The organism is Pseudomonas sp. P105, from assembly GCF_032614175.1.
Lineage (GTDB): Bacteria > Pseudomonadota > Gammaproteobacteria > Pseudomonadales > Pseudomonadaceae > Aquipseudomonas > Aquipseudomonas rhizophila.
On the sequence record NZ_CP126693.1, the window covers coordinates 169,579 to 186,775 of the forward strand.

General features: G+C 62.2%; 15 protein-coding genes. 3 read left to right on the forward strand and 12 right to left on the reverse strand.

The features are described 5' to 3' along the window. Positions 1-4 precede the first annotated feature (4 nt). From QOM08_RS00805 to tssA, 12 genes are all read right to left on the reverse strand, one after another. A complete protein-coding gene (locus QOM08_RS00805; protein ID WP_047226763.1) occupies positions 5-439 on the reverse strand; it encodes a DcrB-related protein in 435 nt (144 codons plus the stop codon). 18 nt (positions 440-457) lie between these two features. Beyond that, complete coding sequence (locus tag QOM08_RS00810) at positions 458-2,389, reverse strand: type VI secretion system tip protein VgrG (protein WP_139048767.1); 1,932 nt, start codon at positions 2,387-2,389, stop codon at positions 458-460. Between the two features lie 175 nt (positions 2,390-2,564). Continuing rightward, positions 2,565-5,243: a type VI secretion system ATPase TssH gene (tssH, locus tag QOM08_RS00820; RefSeq protein ID WP_139048768.1), complete on the reverse strand. Its 2,679-nt coding sequence runs from the start codon at positions 5,241-5,243 to the stop codon at positions 2,565-2,567. Further along, entirely contained in the window at positions 5,236-6,288 is a 1,053-nt protein-coding gene (gene tssG, locus QOM08_RS00825; RefSeq protein WP_047226766.1) for a type VI secretion system baseplate subunit TssG, read from the reverse strand. Before tssG ends, tssH begins: the two co-directional genes overlap by 8 nt. Then, positions 6,252-8,111 (reverse strand): type VI secretion system baseplate subunit TssF, encoded by a 1,860-nt coding sequence (gene tssF / locus QOM08_RS00830; RefSeq protein WP_047226767.1) that lies wholly within the window; start codon positions 8,109-8,111, stop codon positions 6,252-6,254. Before tssF ends, tssG begins: the two co-directional genes overlap by 37 nt. Continuing rightward, positions 8,108-8,620 (reverse strand): type VI secretion system baseplate subunit TssE, encoded by a 513-nt coding sequence (gene tssE / locus QOM08_RS00835; RefSeq protein ID WP_076383105.1) that lies wholly within the window; start codon positions 8,618-8,620, stop codon positions 8,108-8,110. Before tssE ends, tssF begins: the two co-directional genes overlap by 4 nt. Then, the gene (locus QOM08_RS00840) at positions 8,614-9,054 is read right to left on the reverse strand and encodes a hypothetical protein (protein WP_139048769.1); all 441 of its coding nucleotides are present in this window, start codon (positions 9,052-9,054) and stop codon (positions 8,614-8,616) included. The genes tssE and QOM08_RS00840 overlap by 7 nt, the downstream gene beginning before the upstream one ends. Then, the gene (locus QOM08_RS00845) at positions 9,051-9,491 is read right to left on the reverse strand and encodes a type VI secretion system amidase effector protein Tae4 (RefSeq protein WP_139048770.1); all 441 of its coding nucleotides are present in this window, start codon (positions 9,489-9,491) and stop codon (positions 9,051-9,053) included. Before QOM08_RS00845 ends, QOM08_RS00840 begins: the two co-directional genes overlap by 4 nt. Positions 9,492-9,572: 81 nt before the next feature. Continuing rightward, positions 9,573-10,061, reverse strand: a complete 489-nt coding sequence (locus QOM08_RS00850) for an Hcp family type VI secretion system effector (protein WP_047226771.1) — start codon at positions 10,059-10,061, stop codon at positions 9,573-9,575. Between the two features lie 225 nt (positions 10,062-10,286). Then, positions 10,287-11,783, reverse strand: a complete 1,497-nt coding sequence (gene tssC, locus QOM08_RS00855; RefSeq protein WP_047226772.1) for a type VI secretion system contractile sheath large subunit — start codon at positions 11,781-11,783, stop codon at positions 10,287-10,289. Positions 11,784-11,798: 15 nt separating this feature from the next. Continuing rightward, the gene (tssB, locus tag QOM08_RS00860) at positions 11,799-12,314 is read right to left on the reverse strand and encodes a type VI secretion system contractile sheath small subunit (protein ID WP_047226773.1); all 516 of its coding nucleotides are present in this window, start codon (positions 12,312-12,314) and stop codon (positions 11,799-11,801) included. Positions 12,315-12,394: 80 nt separating this feature from the next. Then, a complete protein-coding gene (tssA, locus tag QOM08_RS00865) occupies positions 12,395-13,429 on the reverse strand; it encodes a type VI secretion system protein TssA (protein WP_316912436.1) in 1,035 nt (344 codons plus the stop codon). 405 nt (positions 13,430-13,834) lie between these two features. Here tssA and tagH point away from each other — a divergent pair, with 405 nt between their 5' ends. The 3 genes from tagH to tssK are packed head-to-tail and all read left to right on the forward strand — an operon-like array spanning position 13,835 to position 17,193. After that, entirely contained in the window at positions 13,835-15,292 is a 1,458-nt protein-coding gene (gene tagH, locus QOM08_RS00870; protein WP_316912437.1) for a type VI secretion system-associated FHA domain protein TagH, read from the forward strand. 50 nt (positions 15,293-15,342) lie between these two features. Next, the gene (gene tssJ / locus QOM08_RS00875; RefSeq protein WP_047226776.1) at positions 15,343-15,843 is read left to right on the forward strand and encodes a type VI secretion system lipoprotein TssJ; all 501 of its coding nucleotides are present in this window, start codon (positions 15,343-15,345) and stop codon (positions 15,841-15,843) included. A gap of 15 nt (positions 15,844-15,858) precedes the next feature. Next, positions 15,859-17,193 (forward strand): type VI secretion system baseplate subunit TssK, encoded by a 1,335-nt coding sequence (gene tssK, locus QOM08_RS00880; protein ID WP_188252445.1) that lies wholly within the window; start codon positions 15,859-15,861, stop codon positions 17,191-17,193. The last annotated feature ends 4 nt before the right edge of the window (positions 17,194-17,197 follow it).

The window sequence follows — 17,197 nt, forward strand, 5'->3', positions numbered from 1 at the left end:
CTCATCAAGCCGGAACGTCAAACAACAACGAACCCTTGATCGTCGCCCAATGCGCTGCTTCAGCATCACCGAGCTTCTCGGCTTTCACATAGCTCAAGGCAAGCATCTTGCGCGTGCCGGGCAGTACCAGGGCGAGCTGAAACTGGAAGACCTTTTCGTTGCCCTTGTTGAACTGGCTGCGCAGCTCGATGCCTTCGACTTCCTGATTGGCGCCCAGGCGCACGGCGACGCCCGGTTGAGCGCGCAGGTCCTGGACCTGTTTTTCCAGGCGTTTGAGCTGCTCGTCGAGGTTGCTCTGCAGGGTTTCGCCGTCGGCCAGCAAGCTGCGGCTGACGATCAAGGAGGTGCCCAGTTCAGGGAACTTGAGGATGTTGATCGTTGCATCCAGCAACTCGCTGGGCGGCAGCTGGAACTGAAATTCATTGATGCGGTAAGTCATGGCGCATAAATCTCGAGGTTAACCCTTGGGGAACGCGGCAGCGATATTGGCGTCGATGCTGGCCTTGACGCCCTGGCCGTCGGGCGTGGCACCGGGACCGCCGCCGTTGTTCAGGTGCAGCACGCCGCCGGTGTTGAATTCGGCATCGCCGCTGGCATAGAAGCTGATTTGCACGCCGGTCAAATTGATCTGACCGCTGGCGTTGAGCTCCAGAATGCTTTCGCCGCAGACCAGGCGCAGGTTCTCGCCCACTTCAATGACGTAGCTCTGGCTGATGCTGTCGGTCTTGCGCAGGCCCACCGACAGGATGTCTTCCTGCTTGACGATGCGCAGGCGGTTATTGCCGATGGTCACCGTCTCGTTGTGGCCGATGCTCTTGTTGCGGTCGTGGCCCACGCAATGGCTTTCATCCACCTCCACCACAATGTCCTGGTTGCGCTCGGCATGGATGTACAACTGCTCGGCGCCTTTTTTGTCTTCCATGCGGATTTCGTTGAAATTCGCTGGCGTGCCGCCCTTGCTCGAACGGCTTTTCATGCCGCTCTGGGTGGCGTTTGCGGGCAGGTCATAAGGCACGGTCTGTTCGGCGTTGTAGACGCGACCGGTGATGATCGGCCGGTCGGGGTCGCCTTCGAGGAAGCTGACAATCACTTCCTGGCCAATGCGCGGGATCTGCATCGAGCCCCAGTTTTTCCCGGCCCAGGACTGTGACACGCGAATCCAGCACGAGCTGTTTTCGTTGGACTGGTCGTGACGGTCCCAGTAGAAATGCACCTTCACCCGGCCGAACTGATCGGTCCAGATTTCCTCGCCCTTGGGGCCGACCACCAACGCGGTCTGCGGGCCTTTGACGATGGGGCGATGGGTTGTGGGCAGCGGCCGGTAGCTTTGTTGGGCGACGATGCAGGTCAGGTTGCTTTCGAACTGGGCCGAAGGTGCGCCGCCGCCGGTTTCACCGCTTTCCTGGGACACGTAATAGCGGGCGCCGACGATCAGGTATTCGCGGTTCTGGTCCTGGCGGGTGAAGCCGGTGAGGCTGAACAGGTGGCCCGAGCCCAGGCCGCGAGCGTTGCCGGCCAGCTCCACTTGCTCGTGCAGGGTCTGCAAGGCTTCGATGCGGGTGCGGGCGTAGTGTTCGCCGTCTTGGCTCTGCACGTAGGTGCCGGGGTAGTCGTACAGCGGATAGTCGCCGGCGGTGTGCGGGCGCGGCATGGCCGAACGCACATCAATGCGCGCGCTGGGGCGCTGGAAGTCGTAGTCGTTGAGTTCCAGCGAGCCGGGCTGCACTTCCTGGGCCAGGTGCCAGTCGTGGATATGGTCGCGCTCGCGCTGCTGTTCGTTCTTGGGGTAGTAGGGCACCGAGCCGTAGCCGGGCACCGTGGTATGGGCGCCATAGGCGTCGGCCAGCACCAATACATGACGGCCCTGTTCGTGGCGGAAGAAGTAGTAGATCCCTTCCTGTTCCATCAGGCGGCTGACGAAATCGAAGCTGGTTTCGCGATACTGCACGCAGTATTCCCACTCGCGATAGGGGCGGCTGAGGGCGTCTTCGAAGTCGGAGAAACCCAGGTCGCGAAACACCTGCTTGATGATCTGCGGGATGGTCAGGTTCTGGAAAATCCGGCAATCGGAGGTACGGGTCAGCAGCCATAGCCAGGGCCGCAAGGTCGCCTGGTAACTGGCGAACTGTCCCTGGTCAACGTTCTGGCTGAAGCGCGAAACGATGCCGTGGAAATGCCGCTCGCCGCCGCCGTCCAGTTGCAGGCTCACGCACATGGGTTTGCCGAGCACCTGGTTGAGGTCGATGGCGTTGTCCAGCGAGTGCAACTGCAACTCGTAGTTGAACAGCCGCCCCAGCTCTTCGCCGCCGCCCATGTCCTTGAGCAACAGCACCTCAGGTCCCAGGGGGCTGGTGATTTTGGCCAGGCGTGAGGCTTGGTTGAATAACATCGAGTGTCCCGTGCAAGTTGTAATAGCTGAAGGAACGCAACCCCCACTGTGGAAGATGCCACTGTGGGAGCGAGCTTGCTCGCGATGGCGGCGTATCAGTCAACATTGATGTTGAATGTACTTGCGCTATCGCGAGCAAGCTCGCTCCCACAGGGTTTTACGGTGTTCCTTACCGTCAGGCCGCGTCGCTGAAATCGTACTGCAATTCGTTATCCCGGGCGCTGATCCGCACGCCGGCCAGCGCCTTGCCTTCGAGCATGCGGGTCAGGAACTCGCGGCTCATGTCCGGCAGCAGGCTGTTGGTCAGGAGGGCGTCGATCATGCGTCCGCCGCTTTCGGTTTCGGTGCAGCGCGAGACGATCAGGTCGATCACCGCGTCGTCGTAGTCGAAGGCGACTTTGTGGGTGTTCTCTACGCGCTTCTTGATGCGGTTGAGTTGCAGGCGGGTGATGGCCTTGAGCATCTCGTCGCTGAGCGGGTAGTACGGAATCGTCACCAGGCGACCCAGCAGGGCCGGCGGGAAAATCTCCAGCAGCGGCTGGCGCAGGGCCTTGGCGATGTCCTCGGGCTCGGGCACGTTCTGCGGGTCTTTGCAGACCTGGGCAATCAGTTCGGTACCGGCGTTGGTGGTCAACAGAATCAAGGTGTTCTTGAAGTCGATCACCCGGCCTTCACCGTCCTCCATCACACCTTTGTCGAACACCTGGAAGAAAATCTCATGCACGTCCGGGTGGGCTTTTTCCACCTCGTCCAGCAGCACCACGCTGTACGGTTTGCGCCGCACGGCTTCGGTCAGTACGCCGCCTTCGCCATAGCCGATGTAGCCCGGTGGCGCGCCCTTGAGGGTGGACACGGTGTGGGCTTCCTGGAACTCGCTCATGTTGATGGTGATGACGTTCTGCTCGCCGCCATACATGGCTTCGGCCAGGGCCAGGGCGGTTTCGGTCTTGCCCACGCCGGAGGTGCCGGCGAGCATGAACACGCCAATGGGTTTGCTCGGATTGTCCAGGCCGGCGCGGGAGGTCTGGATGCGCTTGGCGATCATCTGCAAGGCGTGGTCCTGGCCGATGATGCGTTTTTTCAGGTGCTGGTCGAGGTTGAGCACCGTTTCCAGTTCGTTGCGAGCCATGCGGCCCACCGGGATACCGGTCCAGTCGGCGACCACCGAGGCCACGGCCTGGTAGTCCACGGTCGGCAGAATCAATGGGGTTTCGCCTTGCAGCGCGGTCAGGCGCTGTTGCAGGTCCACCAGTTGCTCGCGCAGTTCGTGGCTAGTCTCGCTGCCATCCTCGCTGTCTACCACGCCGACGCGCTCGCGCAGGGTGGCGCGGGTGGCGAGCAACTCGTCCACCAGGGCTTTCTCTTCGGCCCAGCGGCCTTCCAGTTCGGCCAGGCGTTCGCGTTCGGCGCTCAGCAGGTTTTCGCTCTGGGTCTGACGGCTGCCAATGGCAATGCCGATGGCGTGTTCACGGGCGATGATTTGCAGCTCGGTTTCCAGCGCTTCGATGCGCCGACGGCTGTCGTCCACTTCGGCCGGCACCGCGTGCAGGCTGATAGCGACACGGGCGCAGGCGGTATCCAGCAGGCTCACGGATTTGTCCGGCAACTGGCGCGCCGGGATGTAGCGGTGGGACAGTTTGACCGAGGCTTCCAGAGCCTCGTCGAGGATCTGCACCTGATGGTGTTTTTCCATGGTCGAGGCCACGCCGCGCATCATCAGCAGCGCCTTGTCTTCGGACGGCTCGGCCACTTGCACCACTTGGAAACGCCGGGTCAGGGCCGGGTCTTTTTCGATGTGTTTCTTGTACTCGGCCCAGGTCGTGGCCGCTACCGTGCGCAGGGTGCCGCGGGCCAGGGCCGGCTTGAGCAGGTTGGCCGCGTCACCCGTGCCGGCAGCGCCACCGGCGCCCACCAGGGTGTGGGCTTCGTCGATGAACAAAATGATCGGTTTGGGCGACGCCTGGACATCTTCGATGACCTGACGCAGACGCTGTTCGAACTCGCCTTTCATGCTCGCGCCGGCCTGCAACAGGCCGACATCGAGGCTGCGCAGTTCCACGTCCTTGAGCGATGGCGGCACGTCGCCGGCGACGATGCGCAGGGCAAAGCCTTCGACCACGGCGGTCTTGCCCACGCCGGCTTCACCGGTGAGGATCGGGTTGTTCTGCCGGCGGCGCATGAGGATGTCCACCAGTTGGCGGATTTCTTCGTCGCGACCGACGATGGGGTCGAGCTTACCGCTACGCGCCTGTTCGGTGAGGTCGACGGTGAAGCGCTTGAGGGCTTCCAGTTTGCCCATGGCGCTGGGGGCCATGGCGCCGCTGGCTTCGCCCGGCACGGCGCCGGCGTTGAAACCGTCGCTGGCGGTCAGGGCGTTTTCCGGGGAGTCGCCGACGTATTCGTCAAAGCGCTCGCTCAAGGCCTCGACCTTGACCTTGTCGAACTCCGACGACAGCCCCAGCAACGCATGGCGCAGGCTTGGCGTCTTGAGAATGCCCAGCACCAGGTAACCGGTGCGCACCTGGCTTTCGCCAAACATCAGGCTGCCGTAGACCCAACCGCGTTCCACGGCTTCTTCAACGTGGGAAGACAGGTCGGTGATGGAGGTCGAGCCCCGTGGCAGGCGGTCCAGGGCTTCGGTCAGGTCGCGGGCCAGGCGTGCCGGCTCGATATTGAACTGGCGGATGATGCGGTGCAGGTCCGAGTCCTGCAGTTGCAGCAACTGATGAAACCAGTGGGCCAGTTCCACGTAGGGGTTACCGCGCAACTTGCAGAACACGGTGGCGGCTTCGATGGCTTTGTAGGCCACGCTGTTGAGTTTGCCGAACAACGCGGCGCGACTGATTTCACCCATGCTCATGGCTCCTTGAGGTCTGTGAGGTGTTGGCCTGTTCGGCGTAATGCCGGGCCAGTATTAAATCCTTGGCATCTGTTTCGGGGCGTCCCAACCAGGTGTTGAACCCCAGGCGCAAACTGCCGTTGAGTTGCAGCGCCGGTACTTCGGGTTGTTCCAGGATCAGGTTCAGGTCCCAGTCCAGTTCATGGCCCAGGTATTCGGCGACCCAGGCCACCAGCTCGTTGAAGGGTTGGCTGCCGGGCAACATGCCCATGTAGTCATCGAGCTTGAGTGGCCCCAGGCGAATGCGGAATTTGTGCTGGCGATCCCACACGTAGCGGCCCAGGCAAAAGTCCACGCCCAACTGATGGGCGCTGACGCCCACGCGGCTGCGTTCTGGCAGTTCCAGCCATTGGCCGACGTATTCTTCGATCTCCACCGGCAGGCCGAAGTACTCGCTGATGATGGCCTTCAAGCCGTCCGGGTAGCGGGTTTGCGCCGACAAGTGGCCGCTGTAATGCAGCTTCGCCGTGTCGGGGATCAGCCCCTGCTTGAGCAGGCTCGGCATGCCCCGACCACTGAGGGCGGCCAGGCGCGCCGACCAGTAGTCATCGTCCGGGCGATCATGGCTGACCGTTGGCCGCGCTTCGGCCCAGGCCCGGTAGAACAGGCTGAGCAGGCGATGGTGGAACACATCGAGGAAACGTTTGCTGGTGCTGTCGGCGTTGTTGCGCTGACGTTCGCGCACGTATTCGGTGATGTGCAGCGGCAGCGGGCCGTTGGGGCCGCCGAGGCCGAAGAAGAACTGCTCCAGGCGTGCCGGCGCACCGTCGAGGCCCGGTTGCACCGAGGCCAGGGTCGCCGGGGCGAAGGTGCATTCGGCCTGTTGCCCCAGGCGCAGCGGGTCGTCGGCCAGGCGCAATGAATGGCCCAGGCGCGGCAGCTCGGGGGATTCGCACTCGATACGGCGCAAGGCCTGGAAGAAGTCGTATTCCCAGGGCTCCTGGTGCATCGCGTCCAGGGTACTCAAAGGGTCGGACGACGTCCGGGCTTGGCTTTCCATCGCATGATCTCGCCGCGTTCGGTGGTACGGATCACCGTCTCGGTAAAACTGTTGATCGACACGTAGCGTGCCAGGAAGCGCTCGAACACCGCGCCGAGCAAAAACACCCCGGTGCCGCGAAACGCGTTTTCATCGAATTCCAGGGTGATTTCCAGGCCCCGACCAAACACGATCGGGCCGGGCATCGGCAAGCGTCGGGTGCAGGCCTTGCTGCTGACTTCGCGCAGGCCTTCGATTTGCAACTGCACCGCCGCATCGTTGCTGTCGCCGTACAGGCGCAGCAGTTCGCGCAGGGCGGCGGCGCCCTGGCCTTGCTCGCTCAGGGACAGGTAATTGAGCGAGAGCTGGCTGATCAAACGCCAGGCCTTGGCGTCGTGGGCATGGCTGGCCCGTGGTCGACTGGGGCCGGCGACGCAACGAATCGCGCCGACGGGCGCGCTGTCTGCCAACGTGAAATCAGTCTTGCCGTTGCCCACACTCATGAACAACGGCAGGTCGCGGTTGGTGCACAGCGCCGTCACGCCCAGTTGGCGCAGGTCGTGGCGATAGGGCGCCTGCTGGCTGTCCACCAGGCTGACGAAGGTTTCGCTGCCCACGTAGGTCGAGCGCGGGCCGTTGCGTCGTTGGTCGCTGGACAATACTCGTGGCTCACGCCGTATTGTGTAATAGGCCTGGTCGCGGCCATAACGGGACGGATCGCGCACGGCATAGAACGGCAGGAACGGCTGCTCCGGCCCGGTGCCGTGGCCGGTGAGGCCGGTCAGCGAATGCACTTCGAAATCCATCGGTCGGGTGCGGTCGGCGATGACGTGATGTTCGTTGACCCGCTCCGAGAGGTGGATGCGATCCAGGCGCTTGGGGAACAGGTTGATCGCCGGGGTGCAGAACGGCAGGAACTGCGCGGCGCCGACGCTGCCCTCCAGGCTCGGGTCGTGCCGGTCGAACAGCACGATCAGCTCCAGCTCCTGACCGTCGCAGCGCTTGACCGCGCGGCTCAATTGGGTGAAGTCGACGAACAGGAACCGATGGGGCAGGGCGAAGTATTCCTGCAACAGGCGATAACCCTGGAAGGCGCGCGAGACCACGGGCAGCGCGGCATCGGCATCGTCGAAACCCCGCGAGCACAGCGCGTCCTGAGGCAAGCGTTCAACCCAATCGCCGCCGGGCTTGCGGGCGAACACCGCGCAAGCATTGCTCAGCAGTTGTTCGTAGAGACGGAAGGGCTGTTCGTCGGCACCGCTGAGGTACAGCGGCAGGTTGTCCAGGGGCAGGCTATTGAACGGCAGTTCGGCGCCTGTACGCAGGGTCAGGCGCAGGCCGGCCTTGGCCTTCGGTTCGCTGGCGGCCAGGCGTCCGAGCACGGCGGACGGATTGCCGAAGTACTCGGCCTGGCTGACCTGCAACGGCCACAACGTCACCGCGTGGGCGGTGCGGTACTCGCAGCAGGTCTGGGTTTCACGCCCCAGGGCGGCGCGCAGGACGGTGTCCCGGGGCAGCGCAAAGCCGCCGCTCAGCGAGCCCTCATCGGGGTCGGTCTGCAGTTGCACCACGGTCATCGACGGCGTGGGCGCCAGATAGTGGGGGTAGGCGATTTCCAGCAGGTTATGGGTGAAGGTCGGGTACTCGGCATCGAGCTTGAGCTGCACCCGCGCCGTCAGGTAGGCGAAGCCTTCCAGCAAACGTTCGACGTACGGGTCGGCGCAGTCCATCCCGGACAACGTCAGCCGACTGGCGATCTTGGGGTATTCCTTGGCGAACTCCGCCGCGCTTTCGCGCACGTGGTGCAGTTCCTGGTTGTACAGCTCCAGCAGGCGCGGATTCATGGGCGTCTCCGCTGGTCGGCATGGACCACGCGCACGTGGCCGGTTTCCAGGTCCAGGTCGGTTTGCAGCATCAGGCGCAGCGGCACGGGCTGCGCCCAGAGGTCACCCTCGATCTCGAAACTCAAGGCGTTGTGGTTCATCTCGGCGGTTGCTCGGGCTCGCACCCTCAGGGTGTGGCGCAAGATGCGCGGTTCGAACGTGGCGATGGCTTGGTGGATCAACGCTTCCAAGGCCGGCAGATCGACGTTCGATGCGCTGTTGCCGGCCAGCGCCGGCAACCCGAAATTGACCACAGATGTGCCTGCCGGGGTGTGCAGCGTGGCGTCGGTATCGAGCAGCGATGTGGTGTTGAGCAACCACGCCAAGTCACGCAGCACCGAGGCTTTCAACTGGGTGAGCGACAACACGCGCTTGTCGGCGCTTTCCTTGGGGTTGCTCGGATCGTCGTCGGTCAACCGGTCCAACAGGGACGGTTGCAGGCGATCGCGGGTGGCGATTTCGGTTACCACGTAAAAAGGGCCACAAAGTTTTTCTGGTCAAGGGCGCCGGCCATGCAACGGCCACCACTGGCCACAATCGATGCCTCCAGAAGGCCTTCGATTTGTCTGATGGCTTGGTATTGAGAGCGACACTCAGTGCTTGGCGCAGGTTCTGGTTCGAAATGCTGCACGATGATGATCAAGGCGTTGTTAAAACTTTCGACGCGTGGCAAGCCTTTGCGGTCAACGCTTAAGTGGCAGGGCCACGGCATGTCCAGGGTGAATAGGCTTTGGTCCGGTTTGCGCAAGGCACAGCGTTGATTATGGTTTTCCAGGGTCAGGATCTGACCGGCGAGATCGACCTGAACGTTTTGTGCCGCCGGAGGGTCGGTTTGTTCGGCGCAGGCGTTCAGGCTTAGGAAAAGACAGCTCGACAACGCCAATAGCAGCGCTCGCTTGATCATGTCAGCTCCCAAAACCAGACTTGCTTTGAACGATGAGCCTGATCGGCGAAGTCGCCAGTGGCCCTGCCGCGATTCCATAGATCGATATGGTCACCGGTGCGCGCCTCCTCGGATTGCCCGAGCCGTGCAAAACAGTCCTTGAAGAAAATGATTCCTGTCTTCTGATTGAGTGTGCGGCGGTCCTCGGCGCTTCCCGTGAGAATCGTTGGACGACCTAGATGATGACGCCAAAGCCAGTTGGCCAACGACTCGGCACCCCGAGCATGTTCGTGCGCACACTTGGGTTCGCTATAAGTCGACTTGTTGACCTTGATCGTTTGTTCCGCATTGAGCGTGATGCTCATCCTGATCGCGCATTGATTATCCCAAGGCCCATCGCAGGGCGTTGACGTTGCGGGATAACTGTTCCACAAATTGATAAACGAAGGCTTGGCCATGACTCAGATACCGGGTGGGAAAGGATTGGATTCGAGCAAGCACCAAACACCCCCGGCGCCTGGCACCGGGGGCGTGTTCGATTACACCTTGACGTTCTGACGGATGTTCCAGCCGAACTTGACCGGGCCGCCTTCCTTGGTGCCGTCGGCTTTTTGCGGCTGATAGTCGACCATCACCTTGGCGAAGTTCAGGGTGACGTTTTCGGTCAGGCGATCATCGTTGCCCGAGCCACCGGTGCTCAGGGACGTGATCAGCACTTCTTCCAGGTTGATGATCATGTACTCGACCTGGCTTTCACCACCGGCCTTGCGCACGGTCAGCTTGACCTTGTCGATGTGCTTGCCGCTGGCGCAATGCATCATCAGGTTGGGCGATGCCTTGTCGACGAACTTGGTCAGCGACAGGTCCTGCACGTTGACCTTGCCCGCGCCACCGCCACTGCCCACGTGCATGTTGCCGGACTGGGACATGCCCCAGCTCCAGTTCAGGACATCGATCTCGTCCTTGTGGGCCTTGTCCATGGACTCGCCCTTGATGTCGCCGATCTTGATGAAAATATCAACAGCCATGTTTTCTCCCTGTGTGGTCTCTACCACATTGTTTGATTGACGCCGACCTTGCGAAATCTGTTCTGCTGAACGCTACGAAGGCGATCTCCAACCCACTGAAGATCCGCTGTGGGAGCGAGCCTGCTCGCGATGACGGCGTGTCAGGCAACGCAGGTGGCGACTGATCCACCGCTATCGCGAGCAGGCTCGCTCCCACATGTTTACCGCGTACCGTTCAACAGGTTTTTACGCACCCTTGGCCGAAGGCAGTTTCGATACCAGGCGCAGCGACACAGTCAGCCCTTCGAGCTGATAGTGCGGGCGCAGGTAGAACTTGGAGTTGTAGTACCCCGGGTTGCCTTCGACCTCCTCGACGATGACCTCGGCGGCGGCCAGTGGGTGCTGGGCCTTGGTGGTCTCGGTGGAGTGCGCCGGGTCACCGTCGACGTAGTTGAGGATCCAGTCCTGCAACCAGCGCTGCATCTCGTCCTTCTCTTTGAAGGAGCCGATCTTGTCGCGCACGATGCACTTGAGGTAATGGGCGAAACGGCAGGTGGCGAACAGGTACGGCAGGCGCGCGGCCAGGTTGGCGTTGGCGGTGGCGTCCGGGTCGTCGTATTCGGCCGGTTTCTGCAACGACTGGGCGCCGATGAACGCGGCGAAGTCGGTGTTTTTCTTGTGCAGCAGCGGCATGAAACCGTTCTTCGCCAGCTCCGCTTCACGGCGGTCCGAAATGGCGATTTCGGTCGGGCACTTCATGTCCACGCCACCGTCATCGGTAGGGAAGGTGTGGGCTGGCAGGTTTTCCACTTCACCGCCGGACTCCACGCCACGGATGCGCGAGCACCAGCCGAAGTGTTTGAACGAACGGTTGATGTTCACCGCCATCGCATAAGCGGCGTTGGCCCAGGTGTACTTGGAGCTGTCGGCGCCGTCGGTGTTTTCTTCGAAGGCGAAGGCTTCCACCGGGTCGGTCTTGGCGCCGTACGGCAGGCGCGCCAGGAAACGCGGCATGGTCAGGCCGATGTAACGCGAGTCTTCCGATTCACGCAGCGAACGCCAGCCGGCATATTCCGGTGTGGTGAAGATCTTGGTCAGGTCGCGCGGGTTCGACAGTTCCTGCCACGAGCCCATGCCCATCACGGTCGGCGATGCGGCGGCAATGAACGGCGAGTGCATGGCGGCGCAGACTTTCGACAGCTCGCCCAGCAGTTCCACGTCCGGTGGCGACTGGTCGAAGTAGTAGTCGCCCACCAGGCAACCGTACGGCTCACCGCCGAACTGGCCGTATTCTTCTTCGTACATCTTCTTGAAGATCGGGCTCTGGTCCCACGCGGTGCCCTTGAATTTCTTCAGGGTCTTGTGCAGGTCGGTCTTGGAGATGTTGAGCACGCGGATCTTGAGCTGCTCGTCACTCTCGGTGTTGTTGACCAGGTAGTGCAGGCCACGCCAGGCGCTTTCCAGCTGCTGGAAGTCGGGGTGGTGGATGACCTGGTTGACCTGGGCGGTGAGCTTGGCGTCGATGGCGGCGATGATCGATTCGATCGACTTGATGGCGTCGTTGGACACCAGGTCAGTCTGCGCCAGGGCCTGTTCGGCCAGCGTGCGCACGGCCGTTTCGACGGCTTCGCGAGCGCGCTCGGTCTTGGGCTTGAATTCTTGCATCAGCAGCGAGGCGAACTCGCTGGGTACTTCGGTGGTGCCCAGGGCCTGGGACTGATTTTCACGTGCTGATTCGTTCATGATCATTCGTCCTGATTAAGCCTTGGGCTCGTTGTCGGCGGGCTTGGGCGCGCTGGCCAGGGCCTGCAACAGGGCAGGGTCCTTGATCGCTTTCATGATGATTTCTTCGGCGCCGGTCTTGCCGTCCATGTAGGTCAGCAGGTTGGCCAGTTGGGTGCGCGCTTCGAGCAGCTTGTTCAGCGAGTCGACCTTGCGGGCCACGGCCGCCGGGCTGAAGTCGTCCATGCTTTCGAAAGTCAGGTCCAGGCTCAGGTTGCCTTCGCCGGTCAGTTCGTTGGGAACATGGAACGCCACGCGAGGCTGCATGGCCTTGAGGCGCGAGTCGAAATTGTCGACATCGATTTCAAGGAATTTGCGATCGGCCACAGGTGCCAGAGGCTCGGCGGGCTTGCCGGCCAGGTCCGCCATCACCCCCATGACAAAGGGCAACTGGACCTTTTTCTCGGCGCCGTAGAGCTCGACGTCGTACTCGATCTGCACTCGAGGCGCACGGTTGCGCGCGATGAATTTCTGAGAACTTTGCTTCGCCACGTTGCTGCTCCTGGTCGCTTGAGCGACGGTGTTGGCGTCATCGGGGGTGCCGGTGACGTGACTGCGTGATCCGTTCGCTTTTATTCGCTGTCTGGGCCGCGCAGGTTTTCAAATTGACTCATGCCGTCGGGAATCAGGTTGCGCACGATGGTCGCAAAGTCGGCGTTCACCAGAATCTTGGCCCGATTCAACAGCACCGGCAGGGGGCTGGAGGGCTCTTGACGGGCGTAGTACGCGAGAATCCGGTCCAGGCTGCGCAGCACGTCGTCGCGGCTGTTGATTTCGCCAGGGGCGGTGCTGCGTGGCGCGCCCGCGCTCGGCGCGGTGGCGTGTTCAACCGGCGCGGTGTTGTCGTCGCCGCTAATGACCTCGGGCAGGGCGCTGTCGCCGCTCTGTGGGGCGAACTGGCCGAGAATCTGCAGGGCCATCTTGAGCGGTTGCTTCAGCGGGCCAAGGTCCACGCCTTGGGCGGAACCGACTTGATCGCTGACGTGTTGCTCGATGGCTTCGGCGGCGCTGCGGGCTTCCAACAGGGCGGCGCGGGTGATTTCCAGCTGCTCGGGATCACTGTCGAGCAGGGCTCCGGCGAGCTGTTCGGCGCCGAGGCTTTCATTCGGGAAACTTTGCAGGCCGCTGGCATTGGCGGCGGCGCGCAAGCTCACGGCACCGAAGGTGCGCGAGCGGGCCAGAATGCTTTCGCGCAGCAGGCCAATGGTGATATCGGATGTCAGGCCGGCGAGGGCGTTGATGCGCACGGTGGGATCGTTGTCGTCCTCGGCGTCCAGGCGCGGATGCAGCTCGGCCCAGTACTGCTTGAGCAATTCGCTGGTCAGCGTCAACACACGGGCCAGGCCCGGTATGCCTTCCAGGGCCAGGGAACTTTGCAGCAGGAAATGGGTGATGCGCAGGTCTTTGCTGCGTTGCAGCAGGTCCAGGCTTTGCTGCTGGATGCTGCGCCACTCAGGGGGTTCGGCAGGCAATATCGAATCGCCCATGCTGCGCTCGGGCTGACCTTGGGAATCGCGTTCCAGGCGCAAGAAATCCGCGTCATATTCCAAATCTTCACCGCACGGCGAAGTCGCGGATACGGCGGCGAGCAGCAGAGGCACATCCACTTCGTTCGATCTCCCTATCGCCCGCTGAATAACTCGGGCAGTGCACACGCAAGTTCCGAATGGAACTCCACATGTTCCTTGAGGCTAATGGCTCTTTAGATGCTTAATGATCTTAAAGTGACATCACGTATATTCAAGAAGTTGTGCATTTTTGGTGTAGTACTTATGGCTTGTCAAGGTAAGCTATTTCCCCTGTGTGACAGTTGTGAGGCGCTTAACAACCTGCGCGACCAGTAGGTCAAGGCAGGCACTGATGCAGGTTTTTTGTCATGCAGGCGGGTTAATATCAGCAATCATGCTGGCAAAAAGCCGTTTCGCAGTCGGTTGCAAAGGTTTGTCGGCGAGTCGTTCGGGCGTAGATCCCGGCACTCGATCGCATGCGCAAGTGTTCAGCAAGGAGGCAAGATGGCGCTGTGTTTGACTATCACTAGTTATCACAAGATTACCCCGGGCCAGTGTTCTGAAAAGTCCATGGATCAGGGAGTGATGGCAATTGGCCGTAATTCCGATAATGACTGGGTATTACCGGACCCTGAGCGCCTGGTTTCCGGCAAACATTGCGTTATTCAATACAAAGATGGACGTTATTACTTAACCGATAACAGCACTAATGGTGTGGAATTGGTCAAGGCCGGTGTCCGTTTGCGCAAGGGCAACAGTGAGCCGCTGCAAGACGGCGAAGTTATCCGCATTGGCGATTATGAAATCCAGGCGCGGGTGGATTTCAACCTGCCAGTCTCCGACAGCAATCCGTTCGCTGAGGCGCCCAGCAGCTTCGAAGCCTTGATGGGGCATCAGGGGGCCGGCTTGAATACACCCACGTCGATGCCCGTGGCTCCCCCGGCCCATTTCCAGGGTGCCTCGGCCATGGACACCTTGCCCGACCTGTTCGATTTCCTGAGCCCGGGCAGTGTCCCGCCGGCCACCCAGCCTGACCATGTGCCGGCCCAACAGCATGATTTCCGTCCACCGACGCCCATTGCTCCTCTCAGCCCGCCGCCGGTGATCGAGCCTGTGGCGCAGGCCTCGGCCTCGGTGATACCGGAGGACTGGGACCCGTTCAGCGACAAGCCCGCGCCCGTGGCAGTTGCTCCGATTCCTGTCGCTTCGCCACCGGTTGCGCCACCGCCCGTTGTCGAGCGGCCTGTCGTAGAGCCGGTGCCGACACCCCCGCCTCAGGTCCACGCCACCGCCGAACCTGCGCCGCTGCGCGAGGCGCCGGTGACCAGCGTTCAAACCCCGGCCACGCCGCCCAAGCCGCTCGACGCCGCCCAACCCGACCTGTTGCAAGCCTTCCTGCGCGGCGCCGGGCTGGATCAGTTGCGCCTGGACCAGGCCCAGGCCGAGGCGCAAATGGAAAGCATCGGGCGCAGCTATCGGCTGATGGTCGAAGGCTTGATCGATGTCCTGCGTGCCCGCAGCAGCCTCAAGGGCGAGTTCCGCATTCAGCAAACGATGATCCAGCCGGTGGAAAACAACCCGCTGAAGTTCGCCCCCAATGTCGAGGAGGCCATGTTGTTGCTGCTGCGCCATGGCAACCAGGCGTTCATGGCGCCGGATGTGGCGGTGCGTGACAGCTTCGACGACCTGCGCGCTCACCAACTGGCAGTAATGGCCGGCGTGGAAGCGGCCATCAAGCATTTGCTGGCGCGCTTTGAGCCGGCGCAACTGGAAGAGCGCATGGGCAAACCCGCTGGCCTGTCGAGCATTTTCAACGGCTCGCGACAGGCTCAGTACTGGCAGCAATTCACCGAGCTCTACAGCAACATTTCCCGGGAAGCCCAGGAGGATTTCCAGGACCTGTTCGGACGCGAATTCAGTCGCGCCTACGAAGAGCACAGCGCGCGACAGCGCCGCCTATAACACTTTTAAAAGCAATCAACGGATAGCTCAAACGTCATTGAGGACGCAGGATGATTTTCAGGTTTTTACTCGCAGTCGCCACCGTGCTTCTGCTGACGGCATGCGCCAAGGATGCGGCCGATCCACAGTCCGAAGAGGCTGACACCGCCGCCGTCGAACTGCACTTTCACGCCATTGCCGGTCTCAACCCCGGCGCCACCGGCCATCCGGCGCCGGTCCGGGTGCGTATTTTCGAACTGAAAAATGCCGCCACCTTCGCCCGCTCCGATTATTTCGCCCTGGCCGAACGGGCCCAGGCGACCCTCGGTGCCGACCTGATCGATCAGGACGAAGTGCTGGTCCAGCCCGGTCAGCAGTTGAGCCTGCAACGCGATCTCGATCCGGCTACCCGCCATATCGGCGTGCTGGTGGGCTATCGCGAACTGGACCGGTCACTGTGGCGCACGGTGATGAATGTCCCACCGCGCCAATACACCGAATACCAGATCAGCCTCGACGTGCGCGCCGTGCGCAGCGCCGTCGTCGTTCCCCCATCCAGCCCTGCCCAATAAGCAATCGGAGCCCCCATGTCCTGGAACAATCGCGTGGTCTGGTCGGAAGGCATGTTCATTGGAACGCAGCACTTCCAGCAGCATGACCGTTACCTGGAAAACCTCATCGACGCCCGCAGCCGCCCGCTGTCGGCCGGCGCCTGGGGTTTTTCCCAATTGCTGATCGACCAGGGCCTGCTGGCCCAGGGCAAGCTGGCGATCGTTTCGGCGCGGGGCCTGCTGCCGGACGGCACACCGTTCAACATCCCCGAGGATGACTTGGCGCCGCCTGCGCTGAACGTCGATGACAACCTGCGCGATGGTCTGGTGTACCTGGCTTTGCCGCTCAAGCGTGCCGGTGCGCGTGACACCGTTGACGAAGGTGAAGCCCTCGGCGCTGCGCGCTACGTGAGCCAAGTGTGCGAAGTGCGTGACGATAACGCACCGTTCGAGAACCGTGCGCCGGTTGCCTTGGGTTCGCGGGCCTTGCGCCTGTTGACCGCGCAGGACGGCATCAGTGACTACGCCGCCATCGGCCTGGTACGCATCAAGGAGAAACGCGCCGACCGCGCCCTGGTGCTGGACGACAGCTACATCCCGCCGCTGCTGGATGTGGCCGCCTCCAAACCGTTGGCCGCGTTTCGCAGCGAACTGTTGGGCCTGCTCCATCAACGCGGCGAAGCCCTCGCCGGGCGGGTGGTGGCGTCCGGTGCCGGGGGCGCCTCGGAGATCGCCGATTTCATGCTGCTGCAATTGGTCAACCGCGCACAGCCGCTGATCCAGCACCTGAGCCAGTTGAGCCCGTTGCACCCCGAACGGTTCTACAGCGAGCTGCTCAGCCTGGCCGGTGAGTTCTCGACCTTCACCGCTTCGGGGCGTCGGCCGCAGGAGTATCCGCAATACCAGCACGATGACTTGGCGCTCAGCTACGCGCCGGTCATGCAAGCCCTGCGTGAGGCCCTGTCGATGCTGATCGACAGCAAGGCCACGCCGATTCCGATTGTCGAGAAAGCCTACGGCATCCACGTGGCGATGCTGGCCGACAAAACCCTGCTCGAGAGCGCCAGTTTCATCCTGGTGGTGCGTGCCGATGTCCCAGCCGAAACCCTGCGCGGTCGCTTCGGCCAGCAGAGCAAGGTCGGTTCGGTGGAGCACATTCGCGATCTGGTCAACCTGCAGTTGCCGGGCATCGGCCTGCTGCCGTTGCCGGTGGCGCCACGCCAGCTTCCGTATCACGCCGGCTCCACTTACTACGAACTCGACCGCGGTAGCGATCACTGGCAGCAATTGAGCAACTCCGGCGGGTTCGCGTTCCACATCGCCGGCCAGTTCCCGGGGCTGAATCTGGCTTTCTGGGCGATCCGAGGATAAACCG